Raw genomic sequence first — 20,122 nt, 5'->3', positions numbered from 1 at the left:
CAGCCACCGTGCCCGCCGCCCGGACCACAGGAGTTGCCGCGTTGACCGACCAGACCACCCTGGAACGGGAGATGGCCGCCGAACAGCGACATCTCGACCAGGTGTACGCCCGGCTGGCGGAGCTGCGCCGGTCGGCCGCCGACGCCGAGCGGGAGGGCTACCGGCTGGCCCGGGTGGGCAACTTCGGGGCGCTGGTCGAACGGGACGCGATGGTCTTCCACGCCGCGCGGCGCCGGCACGCGCTGGACGCCGAGCACGAGGGGCTGGTCTTCGGCCGGCTCGACCTGCGTACCCGGCAGGTGCTGCACGTCGGGCGGCTCGGGGTGCGCGGCGAGCACGCCGAAACCCTGGTGGTGGACTGGCGGGCGCCGGCCGCGGCGGCCTTCTACCAGGCGACGCCGGCGGAGCCGATGGGCGTGGTGCGGCGGCGCACCATCCAGTCCTCGGCCGAGAAGGTGACCCGGATCGAGGACGACCTGCTGGACCCGGAGTCGGCGCCGGCGGACATGGCGGTGGTGGGCGACGGGGCGCTGCTGGCCACCCTGTCGCGGGCCACCGGGCGCGGCATGCGGGACATCGTCGCGACCATCCAGCGGGAGCAGGACGAGGCGATCCGCTCCCCCGGCTCGGGCGTCACGATCGTCTCCGGCGGCCCGGGCACCGGCAAGACGGCGGTGGCGCTGCACCGGGCGGCGTACCTGCTCTACTCCGACCGCAGCCGGTACGCCGGCGGCGGCATCCTGGTCGTCGGTCCGTCGAGTGTCTTCGTGGAGTACATCGCCTCGGTGCTGCCCTCGCTCGGCGAGGAGACGGCCACCCTGCACTCGCTCGGCTCGCTCTTCCCGGGCATGTCGGCGACCCGGACGGACCCGCCGGAGGTGGCGGCGGTCAAGGGGTCGCTGCGGATGCGCCGGGTGCTGGAGCGGGCGGTCCGGGACACCGTGCCGGACGCGCCGGCCGAGCTGCGGCTGCTCTACCGGGGCGAGCTGCTCCGGCTGGAGCGCCGGGAGCTGGACGGCATCCGGGACCGGGCGCTGCCCCGGGGGGCGCGCCGCAACGAGGTGCGCCGGGCCGGCTTCGACGGGGTCCTGGCGACGCTGTACGCCCAGGCTCGCCAGCTGCGGGTCGGCCGGCTGCCGGAGCAGCGCGCCTTCGAGGACGAGATCATCGACCGGCCGGAGTTCCGGGAGTTCCTGAAGGCCTGGTGGCCCCGGCTGCACCCCCGGCACGTGCTCGGCTGGCTGGCCCGGCCGGAGCGGCTGCGCCGGTACGCCGGCGGCATCCTCGCCGGCAGCGAGATCCGGCTGCTGACGGAGGCGTACCGGAGCCTGGACACCGCGGGGCTGACCATCGCGGACATCGCGCTGCTCGACGAACTGGACGCGCTGCTCGGCAAGCCGATGCGGCCGGCGAAGGCGAAGCGTGACCCGTTCCAGCTCGCCGGCGGGGTCCGCGAGCTGACCACCTTCGCCGACCGGCAGCGGGCCGCCCGGGCCGCGGCCCGGGAGCGGCCGGAGGACTACCGGGAGTACGCGCACGTGGTGGTCGACGAGGCGCAGGACGTCTCGCCGATGCAGTGGCGCATGATCGGCCGGCGCGGCCGGTTGGCCTCCTGGACGGTGGTGGGCGATCCGGCGCAGACCGCCTGGACCGGCGATCCGGAGGAGCTGACCCGGGCCCGCGACCAGGCGCTGGGGCGCCGCCGCCGGCACCAGTTCACGCTGACCACCAACTACCGCAACTCGGCGGAGATCTTCGCGGTAGCGGCGGCTGAGATCCGCCGGCTCTACCCGGACCTGCCGCTGCCCACCGCGGTGCGCTCCACCGGGGTCGAGCCGGTCGAGCGGACCGTGCCGGCCGCCGAACTGGCGACGGCCGCCGTGGCGGCGGCCGGGACCCTGCTGGCCGAGGTGGAGGGGACGGTCGGGGTGATCACGCCGGTGCCGCGCCGGGACGAGGTGGCCGGCTGGCTCGGCGACCTGGGCGGCTCCCGGCTCCAGGTGGTGACGAGCCTGCAGGCCAAGGGCATGGAGTACGACGGGGTCGTGCTGGTCGCGCCGAGCGAGATCCGGGCGGATCCGGGTTCCGGCGTACGGACCCTGTACGTGGCGCTGTCCCGGGCGACGCAGCGGCTCACCACCGTCGACCCGCTGGGCTGAGCGGGGCTTCGACCGCGAGGGGGCGGATGCCGGCCGCTCAGTTGCATACATAGCGATGTGAACATAGATTGGGCCCGGCCGGGGCGAGGGCGAAAGGGTGTGGGCGTGGGCGCAGGTCATGACCACAGCGGGGCGGTGACCAACGCCGCGTACCGCCACCGGGGCCGGCTCTGGGCCGCGTTCGGGCTGCTCACCGCCCTGATGCTGGTCGAGGCGGTCGCCGCCTTCACGACCGGCTCGCTGGCCCTGCTCTCGGACGCCGGGCACATGTTCACCGACGTGCTGGGCATCGGCATGGCCCTCGCGGCAATCACCGCCACCCGGCACGCCGACACCGACCCGCAGCGCACCTTCGGGCTCTACCGGCTGGAGGTGCTGGCCGCCCTGGCCAACGCGGTGCTGCTCGGCGCGGTCGCGGTCTACGTGCTGGTCGAGGCGGTACGCCGGTTCGGCGAGCCGCCGGAGGTCCTCGCCGGTCCCATGCTCGCGGTGGCGGTGCTCGGCCTGCTGGCCAACATCGCCGCGTTCGCCCTGCTGCGTACCGGGGCGCAGGAGAGCATCAACCTGCGCGGCGCGTACCTGGAGGTGCTCGGCGACCTGCTCGGCTCGCTCGGGGTGATCGGCGCCGCGCTGGTCATCGCGCTCACCGACTGGTGGTGGGCGGACCCCCTGGTCGCGGTCGCGATCGGGCTGTTCATCCTGCCCCGCACCTGGCGGCTGGGGCGGGCCGCGGTGCGCATCCTCGTGCAGGCCGCCCCGGAGCACCTCCAGGTGACCGCGGTGCACGACCGGCTGGCCGCGGTGCCCGGCGTCGCCGAGGTGCACGACCTGCACGTCTGGACGCTGACCTCCGGCATGGAGGTGGCCTCGGCACACCTGACCATGGCGCCGGACGCCGAGGTGGGCACCGTGCTGGCGGCCGCGCGGGCGGCCCTGCACGAGGACTTCCGGATCGACCACGCCACGTTGCAGATCGAGCCCGGAGCGTCATCCGGGGCTTGTGGTGCGGTCGAGTGGTAGTTAGGACAAACTTAAATCAAAGTGGGTATTGTGCGCTAATGCCGGTTTTGCTCCCGGCTGCGGCCTTCGCTCACCGGGCCGAGCCGGAGCACCACCGGTAGGCTCGGCCCCGGCCTCCGCCGGGCGGCGCCCTCCGGCGCCTGCGGTGGCCGCCGCCTAATCGCCGCCCGCGGCGAACCGGGGAACCATGTTCGTGGGGTGCATCCGCGCCAGCGGTAGGGATCTTCCGTCCCGAACCCGTCAGCTAACCCGGTCGGCGGCTGACGGAAGGAAAGTGAATGCCAGCAGTGGCACCTGTACGACGGACGGCCGCCCGGTTGGCGGCCCTGCTCGTCGCGACGCTCGCGCTTGGCGTCGCCGCCGTGCCGGTCGGCCCCGCCTCGGCGGCGCCCCGGGCCGGCCTGCTCGCCGCCGCTCCCGGCGACGACGAGGGCGGCACCCCGGCGCTGCGCGCCCAACTCGACGCGGCCAGCAAGGGCTGGCTGGACGCGAAGGCCGCGCTGGCCCGCTCGGTCGGCCGGCAGAAGCAGCTCACCGACCAGCTCACCACGATCAACGCCGAGCTGAGCGTCCGCGACACCAAGGTCGGCGAGATCGCCGGCGTGGCGTACCGGACCGGACGGCTCGGCACCGCTGGGGCGCTGCTCAACAGCGACAGCCCGGAAGGCTTCCTGGACCGCGCCGCCGCGCTGGGCCAGGTCGCCGCCCACGAGGACCGGGCGCTGCGCGACCTGATCGACACCCGGGACCGGGCGACGACCACCCGGACCGCGCTGGACGCCGAGATCCAGGAACAGCGCAAGCAGGTCGCGGTGATGGCCAAGCGCAAGCAGCAGGCCGAGCGCGCGCTGGAGGTGGCGAACGACCGCGCGAGCAGCGGCGGCTCGGCCCGCGGCACGTCCACCGCGAACGCCACCCCGGCACCGCGCAACTCCGACGGCTCCTGGCCGCCCGAGTCGTGCAGCGTCGACGACCCCACCCCGGCCGACGGCTGCATCACCCCGCGCACCCTGCACGCGCTCAACCAGGCCAAGGCGGCCGGGTTCACCCGGTACGTCTCCTGCCACCGGCCCAGCGGGTCGGGTGAGCACCCCAAGGGCCGGGCGTGCGACTTCGCCGCGCAGTCCGACGGCTTCGGCGGGGTCGCCACCGGCGGCGACCGGACGTACGGCAACAACCTGTCCGCCTACTTCATCCGCAACGCCGACGCGCTGGCCGTGCTCTACGTGATCTGGTTCAAGCAGATCTGGCTGCCCAGCAGCGGCTGGAAGGCGTACAGCGGGGGCAACGGCGACCCGTCCAGCGACCACACCAACCACGTGCACCTGTCGGTCTACTGAGCGAGCGGGGTGGCCCGTCGCCGCACGGGCCACCCCGGCTACGTCCGCCGACGTACGCCGGATGTCGCCGCCGGCCCCACGACGCGGCCGGGCCGCCGGACCAGCATGGTCGGCATGAGTCGACTCGCCCCCGCCAGCCGCAAGGCCCTGCTGACCCTGCACCTGGTCACCGCGCTGGGTTGGCTCGGCGCGGACCTGGTGCTGCTCACCCTGGGCGTCGCCGGGCTGCGCGGCGCCGACCCCGCGGTGGTCTACCCCACCGCGGGGCTGGTCGTCACCTACCTCTTCGCGCCGCTGAGCGTCGTGGTCTGGCTGGTCGGGGTGGTGAGTTCGCTGCTCACCCCGTGGGGGCTGCTGCGCTGGCGGTGGGTGCTGGTCAAGTTCGCGCTCACCACCGTGATGCTCGGCCTGGTCCTGCTGCTGCTGACGCCCCGGATCCGGGAGCTCGGCGCGCTGGGCGCCGCCGCCTCCACCCACCACCGGGTGGACCTGGTCGTCGCCCCAGCGGTCTCCAGCACGCTGCTGCTGATCGCCACCGTGCTCTCCACCTACAAGCCGTGGGGCCGGCTGCGCCCCGCCACCCCGGCCCGCCGCCGCCCGGCGGCCGCCGCGCCCCGGTCCTGACCGACCGCCGTCGGACCGCGACCCGGGCTGCAGCCAACGGGTCAGCCCGGGCGGACGCGGCCGGCCGTGCCGGCGGTCAGCTCTCGGCGGGGGCGTCCGGGCCGCGGTCCAGCGCCGCACCGAGCCGGCTGGCCAGCCCGAGGTGGGCCGCCCGGGCCTGCCGGAAGGCGTACCCGAACAGGGGCGCCGGCGCGGAGAGGGTGATCTCGACGTCGATCCGCGTCACGCCGCCCGGCTCGTCCCGCAGCCGGGTGTGGTTGCGGACGGTGGTGGCGGGGCGCTGCCGGGCTACGGTCACCACCTCGTCCTCGCTCGCGATCAGCACGTCGGCCTGGTAGGTGACCGGGAAGCGCAGCGGCCCGACCGCCAGCCGGTCGGTGATCGCGTAGCTGGCCAGGGCGCCCGGGTGGGGCGGCAGCCGGCGCACGCCGACGATCAGCGGGTGCAGCTCACCCTGGCGGCTCAGGTCGCCGAGAAGCGCGACCGCCTCGGCCCGCGTACAGCGCGCCTGCACGGTGTAGCTGAACGTCTCGCGGCTGAGCACACCGTCCCCCTCGCCGTCGGCGGTCCGCACGATCGTCCCGTACCTGGAGCGGGCTGGCAACGCTCCGCATGACGCGGGGCGCGCGGGGAATCCGGGCCTCCGGATTCGAGGAGGCGGCGCGCATGGACGGGTACGGCGGATGACCGGCCGACCTGTACCGGCGGTTCGCCGCCGACCTGGGCGCCAACGGCAGCCGGGTGGTGGTGGACCTGGCCGGCGGGCGGCCGAACGATGACGCTGCGGGTGCTGGTCACCAACGACGACGGGATGGCCGCACCCGGCATCGGCTGGCTGGCCCGGACGGCGGTGGAGCGGGAGGGGCACGTGGTGCTCTCCGGGATCAACCGGGGTGCGAACGCCGGCCGCGCGGTGCTGCACTCGGGCACCGTGGGCGCCGCGTTCACCGCCGCCGCGAACGGCTGCCGGGCGATGGCGGTCTCCCTCGACGTGCTCTCCGCCGGGGAGGCCACGGCGGCCAGCGGCGGCGCCGCGGTGGCCGCCGCCGCCCGGGTCCGCGACGCCGAGCGGCACTGGTCCACCGCCGCCCGGGTGGCCCTCGCCCTGCTGCCCCGACTGCTGGCCGGGCCGGTGGAGAGCGTGCTCAACGTCAACGCGCCCGACCTGCCGCACGGCCGGCTGCGCGAGGTACGGAAGGGGACCCTGGCCAGCTTCGGCCAGGTGCAGATGACGGTCGCCGAGTCGGGGTACGGGTTCGTGCGTACCTCACTCGAGGAGCCCGGGCAGGCCGTCCAGCCCGGCACCGACCTGGCCCTGCTGGCCGACGGGTACGCCTCGGTGACCGCGGTGCGGGCAGTGATCGAGGTCTCCGACGTCGACCTGTCCGGGCTCGGCGCGCCCGAAGGCTGACGCCACGAACCGTGACCGGGAGTCGGCGCTCAGGCGCCGGGGAGCACCTCGGGAGTCGCGGCGCCGGCGAAGTAGGGCTCGGGGGCGCCGAAGAGGCCGAGCAGGCCGGTGACCCAGAGCTGCCGGTGCACGAACCGGCTCGGCTCGGTCACGACCAGCTTCACGCCACTGACCTCGCAGGTCTGGAAGCCGGCGACCATCGCGCTGATGCCAACGGAGTCGATGAAGGTGACCAACCGCATGTTCAGCTCGATCCGGGACGGACGGCCCTTCGCGAGCACCTCCGCGATCGCCTCGCGGACCTCGTAGGCGGTGTCGACGTCGATCTCACCCCGCGGGGCGATCTGGATGACACCGCCCGACAGCACCGACTTCACGATCGACAGGCTCACGCGAGCACCTCCACTCGCCCGTTGACGGGCGCCTCATCAGTACGCGGGCCGCGACCGAGAGTATTCCTCCGACGGCCTCGGTCGCCACCCCTCGGGATGAGCAATTCGCGGATCGGGCACACCTGGGCAGCCCAATCCCGACCTTCTGGTTCCTATTTTCCCGATGACCGGGTTGCTCATTCTCCAACGATCGACCTGGCCGGCCGATCCGCCGCACCAGGGTAGCGGCCCGACGCCCGCCGGTCGCGCACCCCGCACGTCGGCGCGTTCGGTTGACCCCGCGGCCTAGCATCGGCCGGGAGTGCCCCCGACGGAGAGGATGATCGATGATCAGGAGACTGCTCGGGCTGGCCGGCGTCGGCACCCTGCTCGCCCTCATGCTGGCCTGCGGCTTCGGCGGCGCGGGCGACGACGATGACGACGACGATGACGACTTCGCCCGTGGGGCCGCGACCGTGTCGGTCCGCTGAGCGAACCCCCGGATGGTTTGCGCCGGCGCCCTGAGGGGCACAGGCGGGTAAGCGAACAGTCACGCGCCGGACAGCCGCCGGAGTCCGAAGTTGCCCCCGGGCTTCGGCACCCCGAGGAGGTAAGCACCATGTTCGGAACCACTCTGCTGGACCGCCGCAGGCCGGAGCGGATCGCGGATCAGGCGTGGCAGCACCTGGTCTCCGCCGTCAGCTCCGCCGGTGACAGCGTCCGGGACACCGCCCGGTCCGCCCGTCGCGGTGGCTCGGGCCTGGCCGGCGACGCCACCGACCTGGTCGGCTCCGCCGCCGAGGAGGCCCGTCGCCGGGCCACCCTCGCCTTCGACGCGCTCGCCGGCCGCCGTCCGGCGCCGCCCTGGACCCTGCTGATCAGCACCGCGCTGGTCGGCGCGGCTCTCGGCTGGGCCGCCGGCACCGCCGCCCGGGCCGCCGGCAGCCGCACCCGGGACGCCGACGAGATCGAGTTCGTCGACGTGGACCGGCCCAACTTCCCCGTCGGCCTGGACGGCTGAGCCGACGCACCCACCCCAGCCCGCGATCTTGCACTTGGGGGCCGTGTGCTGGGCGATTCGCCCTGTTCGTCAGGGCCGAAACTGCAAGATCGCGGGGGTGGGTCCGGGGCGGGTCACCCGGGAGGGGTGAGGGCGGGTCACCCTGGGCGGGATCAGGATCGGGGTTGGCGGGGTGCGTGCCGGTGGGTGCGCGCGTGCCGCGAATCCCTACCCGCGAAGGAGTGACCGATGGCCACCGCAACCGTCACCCGGACCGACCAGGACATCCAGACCGACGTCCTCGACGAGCTGACGTGGGAGCCCCGGGTACGCCCCAACGAGATCGGGGTGACCGTCACCGACGGCGTGGTGACGCTGACCGGGTGGGTGGACAGCTACGCCAAGAAGTGGGCCGCCGAACGGGCCGCGCACCGGGTGCCGCGGGTCCGGGCGGTCGCCAACGACCTGGCCGTCCGGATCGCCACCTCGGCCGAGAAGAGCGACCCGGAGATCGCCGTCGCGGCCACCCGCGCGCTGGAATGGGACGCGTTCGTGCCGATCGAGGCCCTCGACGTGACCGTGGCGGACGGCTGGGTCACCCTGCACGGCGAGGTCGAGTGGGAGTACCAGCGCCGGGCCGCCGAACGCGCGGTCGGCCGGCTGACCGGCGTACGCGGGGTGAGCAACGGCATCACCGTCCGCCCGGCGGTCCGGGCCGACGGCCGCGACCTGGCCGAGCGGATCGTGGACGCGTTGGCCCGCAACGGCGCGACCGAGGCCGAGGGGATCAGCGTCCGGGTGCACGGCGACACCGTCGTGCTGGAGGGCCTGGTGCACTCGGTGCCCGAACGCGAGGAGATCGAACGGGTCGTCTGGTCGGCGCCCGGCATCCGCGAGGTGCACAACCACGTCTCGGTGGGCCGCTGAGCGGGCCGGGCCGGGTGGCCGGCCGAACCACCCGGCCCGGGTGATCCCGGCTCACCCCCTGGGGAGCGAGCGTGGGACCCATGACTGATCCGAACGGGCTGATCAGACCCGGGCGCCCCGCGCCCGGCTTCACCCTGCCGGCAACCCCCGACGGACGACAGGTGGGCCCGGAGCAGTTCCGCGGCCACCCGGTCGTCCTCGCCTTCTACCCGGCCGACTGGACCCCGGTCTGCGGTGACCAGATGGCGCTGTACCAGGCCGCCATGCCCGAGCTCGAGCGCTACGACGCCGTGGTGCTCGGCATCTCGGTGGACAGCCGCTGGTCGCACCAGGCGTTCGCCGACAGCCGCGGGATCCGTTTCCCGTTGCTCGCCGACTTCGAGCCGAAGGGCGAGGTGGCCCGCCGGTACGGCGCGTACACCCCGCAGGGCCAGGCGGCCCGGGCGCTCGTCGTCGTCGACCGCCAGGGCACGGTCGCCTGGACCCAGCTCTCCCCGGCGGACGTCAACCCGGGCGTGGACGGCATCCTCGACGCCCTCGACCGGCTGGCGGCGGGTCGGCAGGTGGTGGCCGGATGACCACGCCACTGCAGGTCACCACCGCGAAGTTGCGGATCCCGGTGACCGAGACGGACCACGCCCGCGGGCCGGTGGACGCGGCGGTCACCCTCGTCGAGTACGGCGACTTCCAGTGCCGGTTCTGCGGAGCCGCGTACGCGAACCTGACCGAGGTGCTGCGCCAGCGCGCGGACCAGGTCCGCCTGGTGTACCGGCACTTCCCCATCGCCAACGTGCACCCGTACGCGGAGAGCGCGGCGGAGGCGGCCGAGGCCGCCGGGCGGCGCGGACGGTTCTGGGAGATGCACGACTGGCTCTTCGAGCACCAGGACCAGCTCGATCCGGTGCACCTGTCGCTCGGCGTCGAACAGCTCGGGCTGCCGCCCGACGAGGTCGACGCGGAGGTGGCCGGCCACGCGCACGCCGACCGGGTCCGGCGGGACTTCGTCGGCGGCATCCGCAGCGGCGTCAACGGCACCCCGACGCTGTTCGTCAACGAGGACCGCCACGACGGCGGCTACGACCTGGCGGACCTGCTGGCCGCGGTGGACGCCGCCGCGAACGCCTGACCCGGACCGGCCAGGCCGCCACGGCCGGCCAGGCCGCCACGGGCCGGCCACGCCGTCAACATCAACGGCCACGCCGTCAGATCAAGCGGAGCTCGCGGGCCCGCCGGACCGCCTCGCGCCGGCGGGTCGCGTCGAGCTTGCGGTAGATGTTGCGCACGTGCGTCTTCACCGTGTTGACCGACAGCGACAGCTCGCTGGCGATCTCCACGTTGGACAGGATGCTCTGCAGGTACCGCAGGATGGTCAGCTCCCGCTCGGTGAGCGGCTCGTCCAACGCCCGCTCCGGCCCGCCCGGCCGGTCCGCCGGCTCGTCCGCGCGCCGGGAGTCCGCGCCGCGCACCAGCTCGCTCACCGTCGGCCAGTGCGCCGTGCCGGAGTCCAGGTGGACGGCGAGCAGGTCGCGCAACCCGGGCTCGGCGCGGGTGAAGACCCGGCGGTAGCCGGCCGGCTCGGCCAGGTCGAGCACCCGCTCCACGAGCCGACCGGCCCGCCGGTCGTCGCCGCCGTCCCGGGCCAGGACCACGTCGAGCACGCCGGCGGCGAGGCGTACCGGCAGCGGCCAGGACTCCGCCTGCGGGGCCGACCAGTCCGGCAGCGCGTGCGCGGCGGCCCGGGGGTCACCGGCCCGCAGCTCCACCCGGGCCAGCGCCACCCCCAGCGCCGCCGCCTCCCCCGCGGGCCGTCCCGCGCCGCCGTCCACCGGCCCCAGCGCGTCGCGCAGCAGGCCACGGGCGGTGTCGAGGTCCCCGACGGTGGCGCGCAGCCGCGCCTCGGCCGCGATCAGCCAGGCGGTCAACTCCCCGGCCCCGGACCGCGCGGCCGATCCGCCCCTGCCGTCGGCCAGCCCCGACCGGGCCTCGGCCAGCGCTTCCCGGGCCTCGACCAGGGTCCGGAGGGCGGCGGCCGGCTCGCCGGTCTCGGCGAGCAGTTCCGCCCGGCAGAGCGCGGCCAACGCGGCGACGCCCGGCTCCCCGGCGGCCGGCGCGGCGAGGGCCAGGTTCGCCGCCGCCTCCGCCGGCTCGTCCCGGTGCAACGCCACCAGCGCCAGCGCCAGGTACGCGTGCCCGCAGTCCACCCGGCAGGACCACCCCTGGCAGGGCGGCAGGGCCAGCGCCTCCCGGGCACTCCGGTCGGCCGACCGCAGGTCACCCCGGACCGCGTCGAGCAGGGCGGACCGGCTGAGGCAGACCAGCTCGGTCCGGGGCCGGCCGGCCTGGCGCGCGGCGGCCAGCGCGTCGGCGAACCGGTCCCCGGCCGCGCGCGGCTCCCCTCGGCCAGCTCGACCAGGCCGACCGCCGTGCCGGCCGCGGCCCGGGCGTCGGCGTTCTCACCGGCCCCCGCACGCGGGTCGTCCCGGGGGCCCGGCGCCGTGCGGGTGGCCAGCAGCCGGGCGGCGGCCCGGCGTACCTCCGCATGGTCGCCGGCGAGTCGGGCCAGGGTGAGTTCCAGCGCGGTGGCCAGCCGCCGGAACCGGTCCCGGCGCGGCTCGGGCAGCGCGCGGGCGTGTTCCACGGCCCGCTGCAGGTGCCCGGCGGCGGCGGGCGCGTCCCCGGCGTACGCCCGTTCCGCCGCGCAGGCCAGCGCGAGCTCCGGGTCCCGGCGGACCGCCTCGGCCGGCGGGTGGGCGGGCGGCGGCGCGGCGGGCAGTTCCCGGTCGTACGGTGCCAGCTCCGGCCAGTGCCCGATGAGCAGCTCGGTGGCCCGGTCCCAGGCGCCCCCGGCCAGCGCGTGCCGCAGCGCCTCCGCCGGCCGGCCGTTCCCCGCGTACCAGTCGGCCACCCGGGCGTGCAGGTCGCGCAGCTCGTCGGCGGGGAGCCGGCCCAGCTCCTCGCGGAGCACGTCGGCCAGCAGGGGGTGGCAGCGGTACCAGGGTGGGCTGCCGCCGTCCTGCCGCAGGAAACCGCCGTCCCGGGCCAGGGCCGCCAGCAGCTGCCCCGAGTCCGACCGGCCGGTGACCGCGTCGGCCAGGTCGGCGCAGACGGCGTCGGCGACCGCGCCGCGCCCCAGCACGTCCCGGGCGTCCGGGGCGAGCGGGCCGAGCACCTCCTCGCGCAGGTACCCGGCGACGTCCGGCTGGTCGCCGCCGAACCGTTCCACCCAGCGGGCCGGGTCCGGCTGGGCGCGCAACGCCAACGCGGCGAAACGCAGCCCGGCCGGCCAGCCCCCGGTGCGGTCGACCAGCCGGGCCAGCGCGGCGGCTGGCAGCGGCACCCCGTGGGCAACCAGCAGGTCGGCCACCTCGTCACGGGTGAAGGCCAGCTCGTCCGGGCCGATCTCGGTCAGCTCCCCGGCCAGTCGCCAGCGGTGCAGGGCCAGCGGCAGGTCGGTCCGGGCGCCGACCACCAGCCGCAGCCGCTGCTCGGCGTGGCGCAGCAGGAACTCCAGCCCGGTCAGCGCGGCCGGATCGGTGACCCGGTGCAGGTCGTCGAGGACCAGCAGCACCGGACGTTCCCGGGCGGCCAGCGCCGCCGCCAGCAGTTCCAGCTGGTCGGGACGGGGCGGGGCGTCCGGCACCGGGGGACGGGGCCCGTCGTCCGCGGCGCCCTCGACGACCCCCCGCAGCGCCGCCGCCAGGTACGACCAGAGCCGCTCCCCGGTGTCGCCGGCCTCCACCGCGACCCAGGCGGGCGGCGGCTCGGCCGGGGACGCCCGCGCCCACGAGGCGAGCAGCGTGGTCTTGCCCCAGCCGGCCGGCGCGCGGACCAGGGTGACCGGGCCGGTCACCCCCTGGTCCAGCCGGTCCAGCAGCCGGGGCCGGACCACCACCGGTTCGGGCAGGACCGTGGGTGACAGCCGGGACGCCAGCAGCGGCGGCGCGTCGGCGGTCCCGACGCGGTCGCGGTCCTCCGGCATGCGGCCCCCTCCCCCGTCGCGTCCCGGCCGTGCGGCGAGCGGTTACCCGGCCCGCGCCGGTTCACCCCTTCGGGGCGAGCCGGCTTCACCCGGGCCGCCCCGATGCTGGACGTCCGCGGGCGGTCGGCTGCGCGTGACCGGCCGCCCGCCGACCCGCGACGAGGCGAGGGGCAGGTGGTACGGATGGGACGGCTGGCCCGGGGCGCGATCGCCCTCGCGGTGGCCGGGGCGGGGGCGGCGGGGGTCCGGGTGCTGGTCGTACCCCGGCACCGGAGCTGGCCGCGGGTCGCCGGCGCCGACCCGCGGCCCGCGCGGTGGCAGGTGGTGACCGTGGCCGGCCCGCCGGAGGCGGTGCTGCCCGGCGGACGCTGGCCGGAGCCGCTGCGCCGGCTCGACGGCGCGGTGGAGGTGCACACCCGCCCGGCCCCCGGCGGGCGCGGCACCGAGCTGGCCGCCCGACCGCTCGGCGACCCGCCGGGGCTGCCCGGCCTGGCCGCCCACCTGGTCGGCAACGACCCGGGGCTGCTGATCCGGCAGGCGCTGCGGGAGGCCAAGCAGCTCGCCGAGACCGGCGAGGTGCTGCGCGCGGACCGCTCGCGGCTGGACCGCCCGGGGGCGGCCGGGTGAGGGCGCTGTGCTGGGAGGGCGTCGACGCGCTGGCCGTACGGCAGGTGCCCGACCCGGAGCTGCGCAACGCCCACGACATGATCGTGCGGGTGCGGCGGAGCGCCACCTGCGGCGCGGACCTGCCGCTGCTGGGCGGGCGGATCCCGTTCCTCGCCGCCGGGGACGTGCTCGGCCACGAGTTCCTCGGCGAGGTGGTCGAGGTCGGCCCGGAGGTGCGCCGGCACCGGGTCGACGACCGGGTGGTGGTCTGCGCGGCGGTCGCCTGCGGCGCCTGCTGGTTCTGCCGGCAGGGCCTCTTCGCCTGCTGCGACAACGGCGGAACCGGCGCGGCGGCCACCGAGTCGGCCTGGGGTCAGCCCACCGGGGGCTGCTACGGCCACCCCGCCCCGCTCGGCGGCTTCGCCGGCAGCCACGCCGAGTACGTCCGGGTGCCGTACGCGGACGTGGGCGCGTTCACCGTGCCGGACCCGGTCAGCGACGACCGGGCGGTGTTCGCCTCGGACGCCGCACCGACCGGCTGGATGGGCGCCGAGCTGGGTGAGGTCGGGCCCGGTGACGTGGTGGCGGTCTGGGGGGGCGGGGGCGGTCGGGCAGCTCACCGCCGGAGCCGCCCTGCTGCGCGGCGCGGACCGGGTGATCGTGATCGACGGGTACGACGACCGGCTGCGCATGGTCGACCGGCACGTGGGCGCGGAACCGCTCAACTACCGGTACGTCGACGTCCCGGCCGAGCTGCGGGAACGCAGCGGCGGCCGGGGCCCGGACGTGTGCGTGGAGGCGGTCGGCATGGAACCGGAGCCGCCGGGGCTGCTCGCCGGCCGGCTCGGCGGCGCGGCGGACCGGCCGTTGGCGCTCCGCGAGGCGGTGCACGCCTGCCGCAAGGGCGGCACGGTGGTCGTCCTCGGCACCTGGACCGGGTTCGTCGACACGTTCCCGCTCGGCGCGGTGATGAACAAGGGGTTGACCCTGCGCAGTGCCCGGCAGCACGGGCAGCGCTGGATCCCGATGCTGCTGGACCGGATGGCCCGCGACGAGCTGCGCACCGAGCACCTGGCCACCCACCGGCTGCCGCTGGAGCGGGGCGCCGACGGTTACGCACTGTTCCGGGAGCGGGCGGACGGGTGCGTCCGGGCGGTCTTCTCCCCGTGATCGGTGCGCCGCCAGGTGGCACACTCGGCGGATGCGCGACGACCGCCCGTACGACCTCGTCCTGTTCGGCGCGACCGGCTTCACCGGCACGCTCACCGCCGAGTACCTGGCCCGGCACGCCCCGACCGGACTGCGCTGGGCCCTCGCGGGCCGCAACCCGGCCAAGCTGGCCGCGGTGCGGGACCGGCTCGCCGCCATCGACCCGGCGCTGGAGGGGCTGCCGCTGCTGACCGCCGACGTGACGGACCCGGAGTCGCTGCGCGCGGTCGCCGCGGGCGCCCGGGTGGTGGCCAGCACTGTCGGCCCGTACATCCACCACGGCGAGCCGCTGGTCGCGGCGTGCGCCGCCGCCGGCACCGACTACCTGGACATCACCGGCGAACCGGAGTTCGTCGACCTGATGTACGTCCGGCACCACGCCGAGGCGGTCCGCACCGGCGCGCGGCTGGTCCACGCCTGCGGCTTCGACTCGATCCCGCACGACCTCGGCGCCTGGTACACCGTCAAGCAGCTCCCGTCGGACGGGCCGATCACCGTGGACGGCTTCGTCCGGGCCGGTGGCCGGTTCTCCGCCGGGACGTATCACTCGGCGCTGACCGCGTTCTCCCGGACCGGGGAGATGAGCCGGGCCGCGAAGGCGCGCAAGGCGGTCGAGCCGCGCCCGGCGGGCCGCCGGGTGCGGGCGGTGCCCGGCAAGGTGGGCCGCTCGAAGGAGCTGGGCCGGTGGGTGGTGCCGCTGCCGACGATCGACCCGCAGGTGGTCCGCCGGTCGGCGGCGGCCCGCCCGGAGTACGGCCCAGACTTCCGTTACCGGCACTTCGCCGCGGTGAAGCGGCTGCCGACGATCCTGGTCGCCGGGGTCGGGATGGCCGGCCTGGTCGGGCTGGTGAAGCTGCCGCCGACCCGACGCTGGCTGCTCGGCCGGCTCGCCTCCGGTCAGGGGCCGACCGCCGAGCAGCGGGCGAAGTCCTGGTTCAGGGTGCGCTTCCTGGGTTCCGGCGGCGGCCGGAAGGTGCTCACCGAGGTGGCCGGCGGCGACCCCGGGTACGACGAGACCGCGAAGATGCTCGCCGAGTCGGCGCTCTGCCTGGCCTGCGACGACCTGCCGCCGACGTCGGGGCAGGTGACCCCGGTGACCGCGATGGGCGACGCGCTGCTGGACCGCCTGGTCAAGGCGGGGATCACGTTCCGCGTCGTCGACGAGGGCACGGCTTGACCCTCGACCGGGTTGAGGGCACAGGATCGGGCGTCGTGGAGAGCGAACTGCGCAGCATCGGCGAGCTGGCCCGGGCCAGCGGGCTGACGGTGAGCGCGCTGCGGTTCTACGACCGGTCCGGCGTGCTGGTGCCCGCCCTGGTCGACCCGGTGACCGGCTACCGCTGGTACACCGACGACCAGGTCGCCCCGGCCCGCCTGGTGGCCGGGCTGCGCCGGGTCGGCATGCCGCTGGCCGAGATCGGCGCCGCGCTGCGGCACCGGTCGGAGCCGGCGGTGGTCGGCCGGCTGCTGGACGCGCACCTGCGCCGGCTGGAGGACGGCCTGGCCGACGCCCGCCGTGAGCTCTCCCGGGTCCGTGCCCTGATCGACCCCGAGGAGTCCCCGATGGCCACCCGTCTCGTGCTGCACCGTGCCGACCTCGCCGCCGCGATCGACGCGGTCCGGTTCGCCGTCGGCGCCGACCCCGAGCTGCCGGTGCTGGCCGGAGTGCTGCTGGAGGTGGAGGCGGACGGCGGACGGCTGGTCGCCACCGACCGGCACCGGCTGGCGGTGGCCCGGACCGGCGGCAAGGTGGACGGCCCGGCGGTGCGGACGCTGGTCCCGGTGGACGCGGTCGACGAGCTCCGCGCCCTGCTGGACACCGGCGTCGGGGTGACGCCGGAGGCGCACCTGACCGTGGCGCCCGGCTCGGTCACCGTCTCGGTGGCGGGCCGGACGGTGGCCGCCACGCCCCTGCCGTACGACTTCCCGGACTACCGGCGGCTGCTCCGCGGTCTGGTCACCGGCGCGCCGGTTCACCGGGTGGCGGTGGACGTGGTGGCGCTGCGCGCGGCGATGACCGCCGAGGGCGCGCCGGTGCTGGTGAAGGAGCACGACGGGGTACGCGCCGAGGTGACCGTGCTGGGGTTGGACGAGGGCGGCGTGGTGCGGGTGGTCGGGCCGGACGAGGCGCCGGAGGCGGACGCCGTCCGGGTCGGGGTGAACCGGGAATACCTGCTCGACGCCCTCGACGCCGGCGACCGGGGGCAGCTCCTGCTGGAGCTGGACGGGCCGATCGCCCCGCTGGCCGTGCGCCGCCCGGACGACGAGCACGCCTTCTCCATCCTGATGCCCGTCCGGCTCTGACGGCCGGTCCCGGGTGCGGGACGGCCGGACGGGACCGCGACGGTAGCATCTGGTGGTCCCACCTGACTGCCTGGACGGAGGCGTACGAGCAGCATGCTCGACATGGAGTTGATCCGGAAGGATCGCGAGGCGGTGGCGACCGCGCTGGCGAAGCGTCTGGATCCCGCCGAGGTCAACCGGGCGCTGGACGAGATCCAGCGGCTCGACCAGGAGCGTCGCGCCCTGATCACGGAGATCGACGCCGAGCGGCAGCGCCGCAAGGCGGAGGCTCGGGCGTACGCGCAGGCGAAGCGGGCCGGCACCACGCCGGAGTCCGTCGCGCCGGAGGCCGAGCGCAAGCAGCTCGCCGAGCTGGAGTCCCAGCTGGACGAGGTGCAGTCCCGGCTGCGCACCACGATGAGCGAGCTGCCCAACCTGCCCGCCGACGACGTCCTCCCCGGCGGCAAGGAGGCCAACCGGGTGGTGAAGACCTTCGGCGAGCTCCCGGTGCTGGAGAAGGTCCGCGACCACGTCGAGCTGAGCCGGATGTTGGGCCTGGTGGACCACGAGCGGGGGGTCAAGCTCGGGGGCTCCGGCTTCTGGATGTACACGGGCATGGGCGCCCGGCTGGAGTGGGCGCTGATCAGCTGGTTCATCGACGAGCACGTCAAGGCCGGCTACGAGTTCCTGCTCCCGCCGCACCTGCTGCTGGACACCGCAGGCTTCGCCGCCGGCCAGTTCCCCAAGTTCTACGACGACGTCTACCACCTGGACCGGGAGTCGGCCCCACGCGGCCAGTTCCTGCTGCCCACCTCGGAGACGGCGATCCTCGGGGCGTTCCAGAACGAGATCCTGGAGACGGCGAAGCTGCCGCTGAAGGCGTTCGCGTACACCCCGTGCTACCGGCGGGAGGCGGCCGGCGCGCACTCCGACGAGCGCGGCACCGTGCGGGGTCACCAGTTCAACAAGGTGGAGATCTTCCAGTTCACCCTGCCGGAGCAGGCGGACACCGCGCTGGAGGAGATGCTCACCCACGCGGAGAGCCTGGTCGAGCGGCTGGGCTTGCACTACCAGCGGAGCCTGCTCTCGGCCGGCGATGCCAGCGCCGCGATGAAGAGGACCCTCGACATCGAGGTCTGGATGCCGAGCATGGGCAAGTACAAGGAGGTGTCGTCGGTCTCCTGGGCCGGTGACTACCAGGCCCGCCGGGCGGCCATCCGCTACCGCGAGCCGGGCGGCAAGCAGACCCGCTTCGTGCACACCCTGAACGGGTCGGCGCTGGCCACCAGCCGGCTCTTCCCGGCCATCCTGGAGCAGTTCCAGCAGCCCGACGGTTCGGTGCTGGTGCCGGAGGTGCTCCGTGACAAGTTGGGCACCGACCGGCTCACGCCGGTCCGCTGACCGCACGCGCCGAACGGCGGGCGTCGGGTCCTCCCGATCCCGCCGTTCGTCGTCCCCGCTCGGCTCGGCACCTCGCCGCGCGCACCCGGGGTCCGATCCGGGTCGAGGCTGACCGCCCGACCCGTTCCGGGTCGGATCCGGCTGGGGCCCGCCCCGGCGCCCCCGACGACAACATGTCCGCCAACGGTTATGACTGTCAGGCATAAATATGCCTGACAGTCATAACGCTCACGGAGACAGTGCTGTCCGCCGGCACCGCGGAGCGTGACGACCGGACCGATCCGGCGCGGACCACCGCCGTCAGCGCACCCGCTGTCCACGCATCCGCCGTCAGCGACCCGCCGCCACCGGCCCACCCGCAGCCGGCGAGGCCGACGCCGGCACGGGACCGGCAGCCACGCATTCGGCCGCCGCCCCGGGGCCTTCGGGCGCAGGGCCGTCGGGCGCCGTGCCTTCGGGTCCGCGTCCGTCGCTGCGGGCGGCGACCAGGGCCTGCTGGACCCGGGCCGCGGCCACCACGACCGGGTCGCCGAAGACGTCGTGCCGGCCCTGCGCGAGCCGGACCTCGTACCAGCCGTACCAGGCGACGTAGCCGCCGGCGACGACCAGCACCAGGCCGCTCAGCCGGGGCACGAGCGCGCCGGCGCCGCGCAGCCGGGCCACCACCTGGCCGCGCAGCAGCGCCACGCCGAGCGCGGCCACCGCGACCACCAGCCCCATGCCGATCGCGTACGCGCCGAACAGCGCCAGCCCGCGCAGCGTCGAGCCGGCCTGGAGGCTGGTCACCACGATCGCCAGGAACGGGCCGATCGTGCAGGTCAGCGCGTACGCCATGCCGAAGAGCGCCATGGACACCCAGGAACGGGTCAGCCGGGGCGCCCGGGCGAACGGGCGCGGGGCGGGCAGCCGCCGGCCGGCGAGCAGCCAGCAGCCGGCCGCGGCCAGCAGCACGCCGAGCGTCACGGTCGACCAGGGCAGCCGGGGGCGCAGCCAGTCCGCCAGCGGCGCCAGGGCCAGTCCGAACGCGCCGAAGACCACGGCGTACCCGAGGGTCAGCCCGGCCGTCGCGGTGAGCGCGCGGCCGACCGCGCCGCGCCCGTCCGGCGGTCCGGCGACCAGCAGCGACAAATACGCGGGCAGCATCGCGAAGCCGCACGGGTTCACCGCGCCGAACATCCCGGCGGTCAGCGCGAGCAGCAGCGGGGTGGTCACCGGCCGGCCAGCGCGGCGACCTGCCGGCTGAGCGACTCCCCGTCGAGGAAGCCGTGGTGGACGACCCGGCCGTCCCGGTCGATGATCAGGAAGGTGCTCTGCTCGACCACCTCGAACCGGCGCCACAACGCCCCGGCCCGGTCGTCGAGCTGCGGCGTGCCGGCCAGGTCGAACTCGGTGACGAACTCCTTCATCGCCCGCTGCTCACCCAGGCCGGCGACGCCGACGATCGGCACCGTGTCCCGGTACTTCGGCGCGATCTCGGCGACCGTCCACGCCTGACTGGCGCAGGTGGCGCACCAGGGCGCCCAGAACCACAGCACCACCGGCTTCCCGGCCAGCTCCGCGGCGGAGAACCACGTACCGTCCAGGGTCTTCGCGGTGAATTTCAGCGTCGCCGGCACCCGGGCCGGGACCACCGGCGCGGCGACGACGCCCACCGGCTTCCCCGGCGCCGGGCCGACCGCGCAGGATGCCACGCCGAGCAGCGCTGCGACCAGCGCGGCCGTGCTGACCAGGCGTCGGGGCCGGATCGCCCGGACCCGCAATGACGTGCGACGCGACATCGCGTCTCCTCTCG

General features: G+C 75.6%; 18 protein-coding genes, 2 pseudogenes and 1 riboswitch. Of the genes and pseudogenes, 15 read left to right on the top strand and 5 right to left on the bottom strand.

The window, feature by feature from the left end:
• Positions 1-41 precede the first annotated feature (41 nt).
• The 4 genes from OG799_RS01065 to OG799_RS01050 all read left to right on the top strand — a co-directional run bounded on the left by OG799_RS01065 (position 42) and on the right by OG799_RS01050 (position 5,143).
• Positions 42-2,159, top strand: coding sequence for a HelD family protein (locus tag OG799_RS01065; protein WP_406042141.1), 2,118 nt, complete (start codon positions 42-44; stop codon positions 2,157-2,159).
• 105 nt (positions 2,160-2,264) lie between these two features.
• Positions 2,265-3,179: a cation diffusion facilitator family transporter gene (locus OG799_RS01060; RefSeq protein WP_406042139.1), complete on the top strand. Its 915-nt coding sequence runs from the start codon at positions 2,265-2,267 to the stop codon at positions 3,177-3,179.
• A gap of 143 nt (positions 3,180-3,322) precedes the next feature.
• Positions 3,323-3,454, top strand: a riboswitch (cyclic di-AMP (ydaO/yuaA leader).
• 3 nt (positions 3,455-3,457) lie between these two features.
• Positions 3,458-4,519 (top strand): coiled-coil domain-containing protein, encoded by a 1,062-nt coding sequence (locus OG799_RS01055; protein WP_406042137.1) that lies wholly within the window; start codon positions 3,458-3,460, stop codon positions 4,517-4,519.
• 114 nt (positions 4,520-4,633) lie between these two features.
• Positions 4,634-5,143: a hypothetical protein gene (locus OG799_RS01050; protein ID WP_406042135.1), complete on the top strand. Its 510-nt coding sequence runs from the start codon at positions 4,634-4,636 to the stop codon at positions 5,141-5,143.
• Positions 5,144-5,219: 76 nt separating this feature from the next.
• On the opposite strand, the gene OG799_RS01045 is transcribed toward OG799_RS01050, so the two are convergent.
• Positions 5,220-5,717 (bottom strand): SRPBCC family protein, encoded by a 498-nt coding sequence (locus OG799_RS01045; RefSeq protein ID WP_406042133.1) that lies wholly within the window; start codon positions 5,715-5,717, stop codon positions 5,220-5,222.
• Positions 5,718-5,918: 201 nt separating this feature from the next.
• Between OG799_RS01045 and OG799_RS01040 the strand changes: the two genes are divergently transcribed.
• Entirely contained in the window at positions 5,919-6,554 is a 636-nt protein-coding gene (locus tag OG799_RS01040) for a 5'/3'-nucleotidase SurE (protein ID WP_406042131.1), read from the top strand.
• Between the two features lie 29 nt (positions 6,555-6,583).
• Here the strand turns inward: OG799_RS01040 and OG799_RS01035 are convergent, their stop codons facing one another.
• Positions 6,584-6,946 (bottom strand): STAS domain-containing protein, encoded by a 363-nt coding sequence (locus tag OG799_RS01035; RefSeq protein ID WP_406042129.1) that lies wholly within the window; start codon positions 6,944-6,946, stop codon positions 6,584-6,586.
• Positions 6,947-7,272: 326 nt separating this feature from the next.
• Here OG799_RS01035 and OG799_RS01030 point away from each other — a divergent pair, with 326 nt between their 5' ends.
• The 5 genes from OG799_RS01030 to OG799_RS01010 all read left to right on the top strand — a co-directional run bounded on the left by OG799_RS01030 (position 7,273) and on the right by OG799_RS01010 (position 9,978).
• Entirely contained in the window at positions 7,273-7,416 is a 144-nt protein-coding gene (locus OG799_RS01030) for a hypothetical protein (protein ID WP_406042127.1), read from the top strand.
• A gap of 128 nt (positions 7,417-7,544) precedes the next feature.
• Positions 7,545-7,946 carry a hypothetical protein gene (locus OG799_RS01025; protein WP_406042125.1) on the top strand — a complete coding sequence of 134 codons (402 nt, stop codon included), beginning with the start codon at positions 7,545-7,547 and terminating at the stop codon, positions 7,944-7,946.
• A gap of 228 nt (positions 7,947-8,174) precedes the next feature.
• Positions 8,175-8,852 carry a BON domain-containing protein gene (locus OG799_RS01020; protein WP_406042123.1) on the top strand — a complete coding sequence of 226 codons (678 nt, stop codon included), beginning with the start codon at positions 8,175-8,177 and terminating at the stop codon, positions 8,850-8,852.
• Between the two features lie 80 nt (positions 8,853-8,932).
• A complete protein-coding gene (locus OG799_RS01015) occupies positions 8,933-9,430 on the top strand; it encodes a redoxin domain-containing protein (RefSeq protein ID WP_406042121.1) in 498 nt (165 codons plus the stop codon).
• Positions 9,427-9,978, top strand: a complete 552-nt coding sequence (locus OG799_RS01010) for a DsbA family protein (RefSeq protein WP_406042119.1) — start codon at positions 9,427-9,429, stop codon at positions 9,976-9,978. Before OG799_RS01015 ends, OG799_RS01010 begins: the two co-directional genes overlap by 4 nt.
• 76 nt (positions 9,979-10,054) lie before the next feature.
• Here OG799_RS01010 and OG799_RS01005 read toward each other — a convergent pair.
• Positions 10,055-12,831: pseudogene (locus tag OG799_RS01005) on the bottom strand (LuxR C-terminal-related transcriptional regulator).
• 183 nt (positions 12,832-13,014) lie between these two features.
• Here OG799_RS01005 and OG799_RS01000 point away from each other — a divergent pair.
• From OG799_RS01000 to serS, 5 genes and pseudogenes are all read left to right on the top strand, one after another.
• Entirely contained in the window at positions 13,015-13,458 is a 444-nt protein-coding gene (locus OG799_RS01000) for a hypothetical protein (protein ID WP_406042117.1), read from the top strand.
• Positions 13,455-14,607 (top strand): annotated as a pseudogene (locus OG799_RS00995) (zinc-dependent alcohol dehydrogenase). The gene OG799_RS01000 and the pseudogene OG799_RS00995 overlap by 4 nt, the downstream one beginning before the upstream one ends.
• 31 nt (positions 14,608-14,638) lie before the next feature.
• A complete protein-coding gene (locus OG799_RS00990) occupies positions 14,639-15,823 on the top strand; it encodes a saccharopine dehydrogenase family protein (protein WP_406042115.1) in 1,185 nt (394 codons plus the stop codon).
• A gap of 47 nt (positions 15,824-15,870) precedes the next feature.
• On the top strand, positions 15,871-16,950 hold the full coding sequence (locus OG799_RS00985; RefSeq protein ID WP_406046165.1) for a MerR family transcriptional regulator: 1,080 nt from the start codon (positions 15,871-15,873) through the stop codon (positions 16,948-16,950).
• Between the two features lie 93 nt (positions 16,951-17,043).
• A complete protein-coding gene (gene serS / locus OG799_RS00980; RefSeq protein ID WP_406042113.1) occupies positions 17,044-18,330 on the top strand; it encodes a serine--tRNA ligase in 1,287 nt (428 codons plus the stop codon).
• A 330-nt stretch (positions 18,331-18,660) separates the two neighbouring features.
• Here the strand turns inward: serS and OG799_RS00975 are convergent, their stop codons facing one another.
• Together OG799_RS00975 and OG799_RS00970 are read right to left on the bottom strand one after the other, a co-directional pair.
• Positions 18,661-19,542, bottom strand: a complete 882-nt coding sequence (locus OG799_RS00975) for a cytochrome c biogenesis CcdA family protein (RefSeq protein WP_406042111.1) — start codon at positions 19,540-19,542, stop codon at positions 18,661-18,663.
• Positions 19,539-20,108, bottom strand: a complete 570-nt coding sequence (locus OG799_RS00970; RefSeq protein WP_406042109.1) for a redoxin domain-containing protein — start codon at positions 20,106-20,108, stop codon at positions 19,539-19,541. The genes OG799_RS00975 and OG799_RS00970 overlap by 4 nt, the downstream gene beginning before the upstream one ends.
• Positions 20,109-20,122 lie beyond the last annotated feature (14 nt).

It is taken from the genome of Micromonospora sp. NBC_00898, assembly GCF_045207895.1.
Classification (GTDB): Bacteria; Actinomycetota; Actinomycetes; order Mycobacteriales; family Micromonosporaceae; genus Micromonospora.
Note: the sequence above shows the minus strand (reverse complement) of the source record. Positions and strands in the feature narration are given on the sequence as shown.

Coding starts and splice junctions, on each gene's coding strand:
- OG799_RS01055 (WP_406042137.1), top strand. CDS start 3,458: ATGCCAGCAGTGGCACCTGTACGACGGACGGCCGCCCGGTTGGCGGCC.
- OG799_RS01050 (WP_406042135.1), top strand. CDS start 4,634: ATGAGTCGACTCGCCCCCGCCAGCCGCAAGGCCCTGCTGACCCTGCAC.
- OG799_RS01040 (WP_406042131.1), top strand. CDS start 5,919: ATGACGCTGCGGGTGCTGGTCACCAACGACGACGGGATGGCCGCACCC.
- OG799_RS01030 (WP_406042127.1), top strand. CDS start 7,273: ATGATCAGGAGACTGCTCGGGCTGGCCGGCGTCGGCACCCTGCTCGCC.
- OG799_RS01025 (WP_406042125.1), top strand. CDS start 7,545: ATGTTCGGAACCACTCTGCTGGACCGCCGCAGGCCGGAGCGGATCGCG.
- OG799_RS01020 (WP_406042123.1), top strand. CDS start 8,175: ATGGCCACCGCAACCGTCACCCGGACCGACCAGGACATCCAGACCGAC.
- OG799_RS01015 (WP_406042121.1), top strand. CDS start 8,933: ATGACTGATCCGAACGGGCTGATCAGACCCGGGCGCCCCGCGCCCGGC.
- OG799_RS01010 (WP_406042119.1), top strand. CDS start 9,427: ATGACCACGCCACTGCAGGTCACCACCGCGAAGTTGCGGATCCCGGTG.
- OG799_RS01000 (WP_406042117.1), top strand. CDS start 13,015: ATGGGACGGCTGGCCCGGGGCGCGATCGCCCTCGCGGTGGCCGGGGCG.
- OG799_RS00990 (WP_406042115.1), top strand. CDS start 14,639: ATGCGCGACGACCGCCCGTACGACCTCGTCCTGTTCGGCGCGACCGGC.
- serS (WP_406042113.1), top strand. CDS start 17,044: ATGCTCGACATGGAGTTGATCCGGAAGGATCGCGAGGCGGTGGCGACC.
- OG799_RS00970 (WP_406042109.1), bottom strand. CDS start 20,108: ATGTCGCGTCGCACGTCATTGCGGGTCCGGGCGATCCGGCCCCGACGC.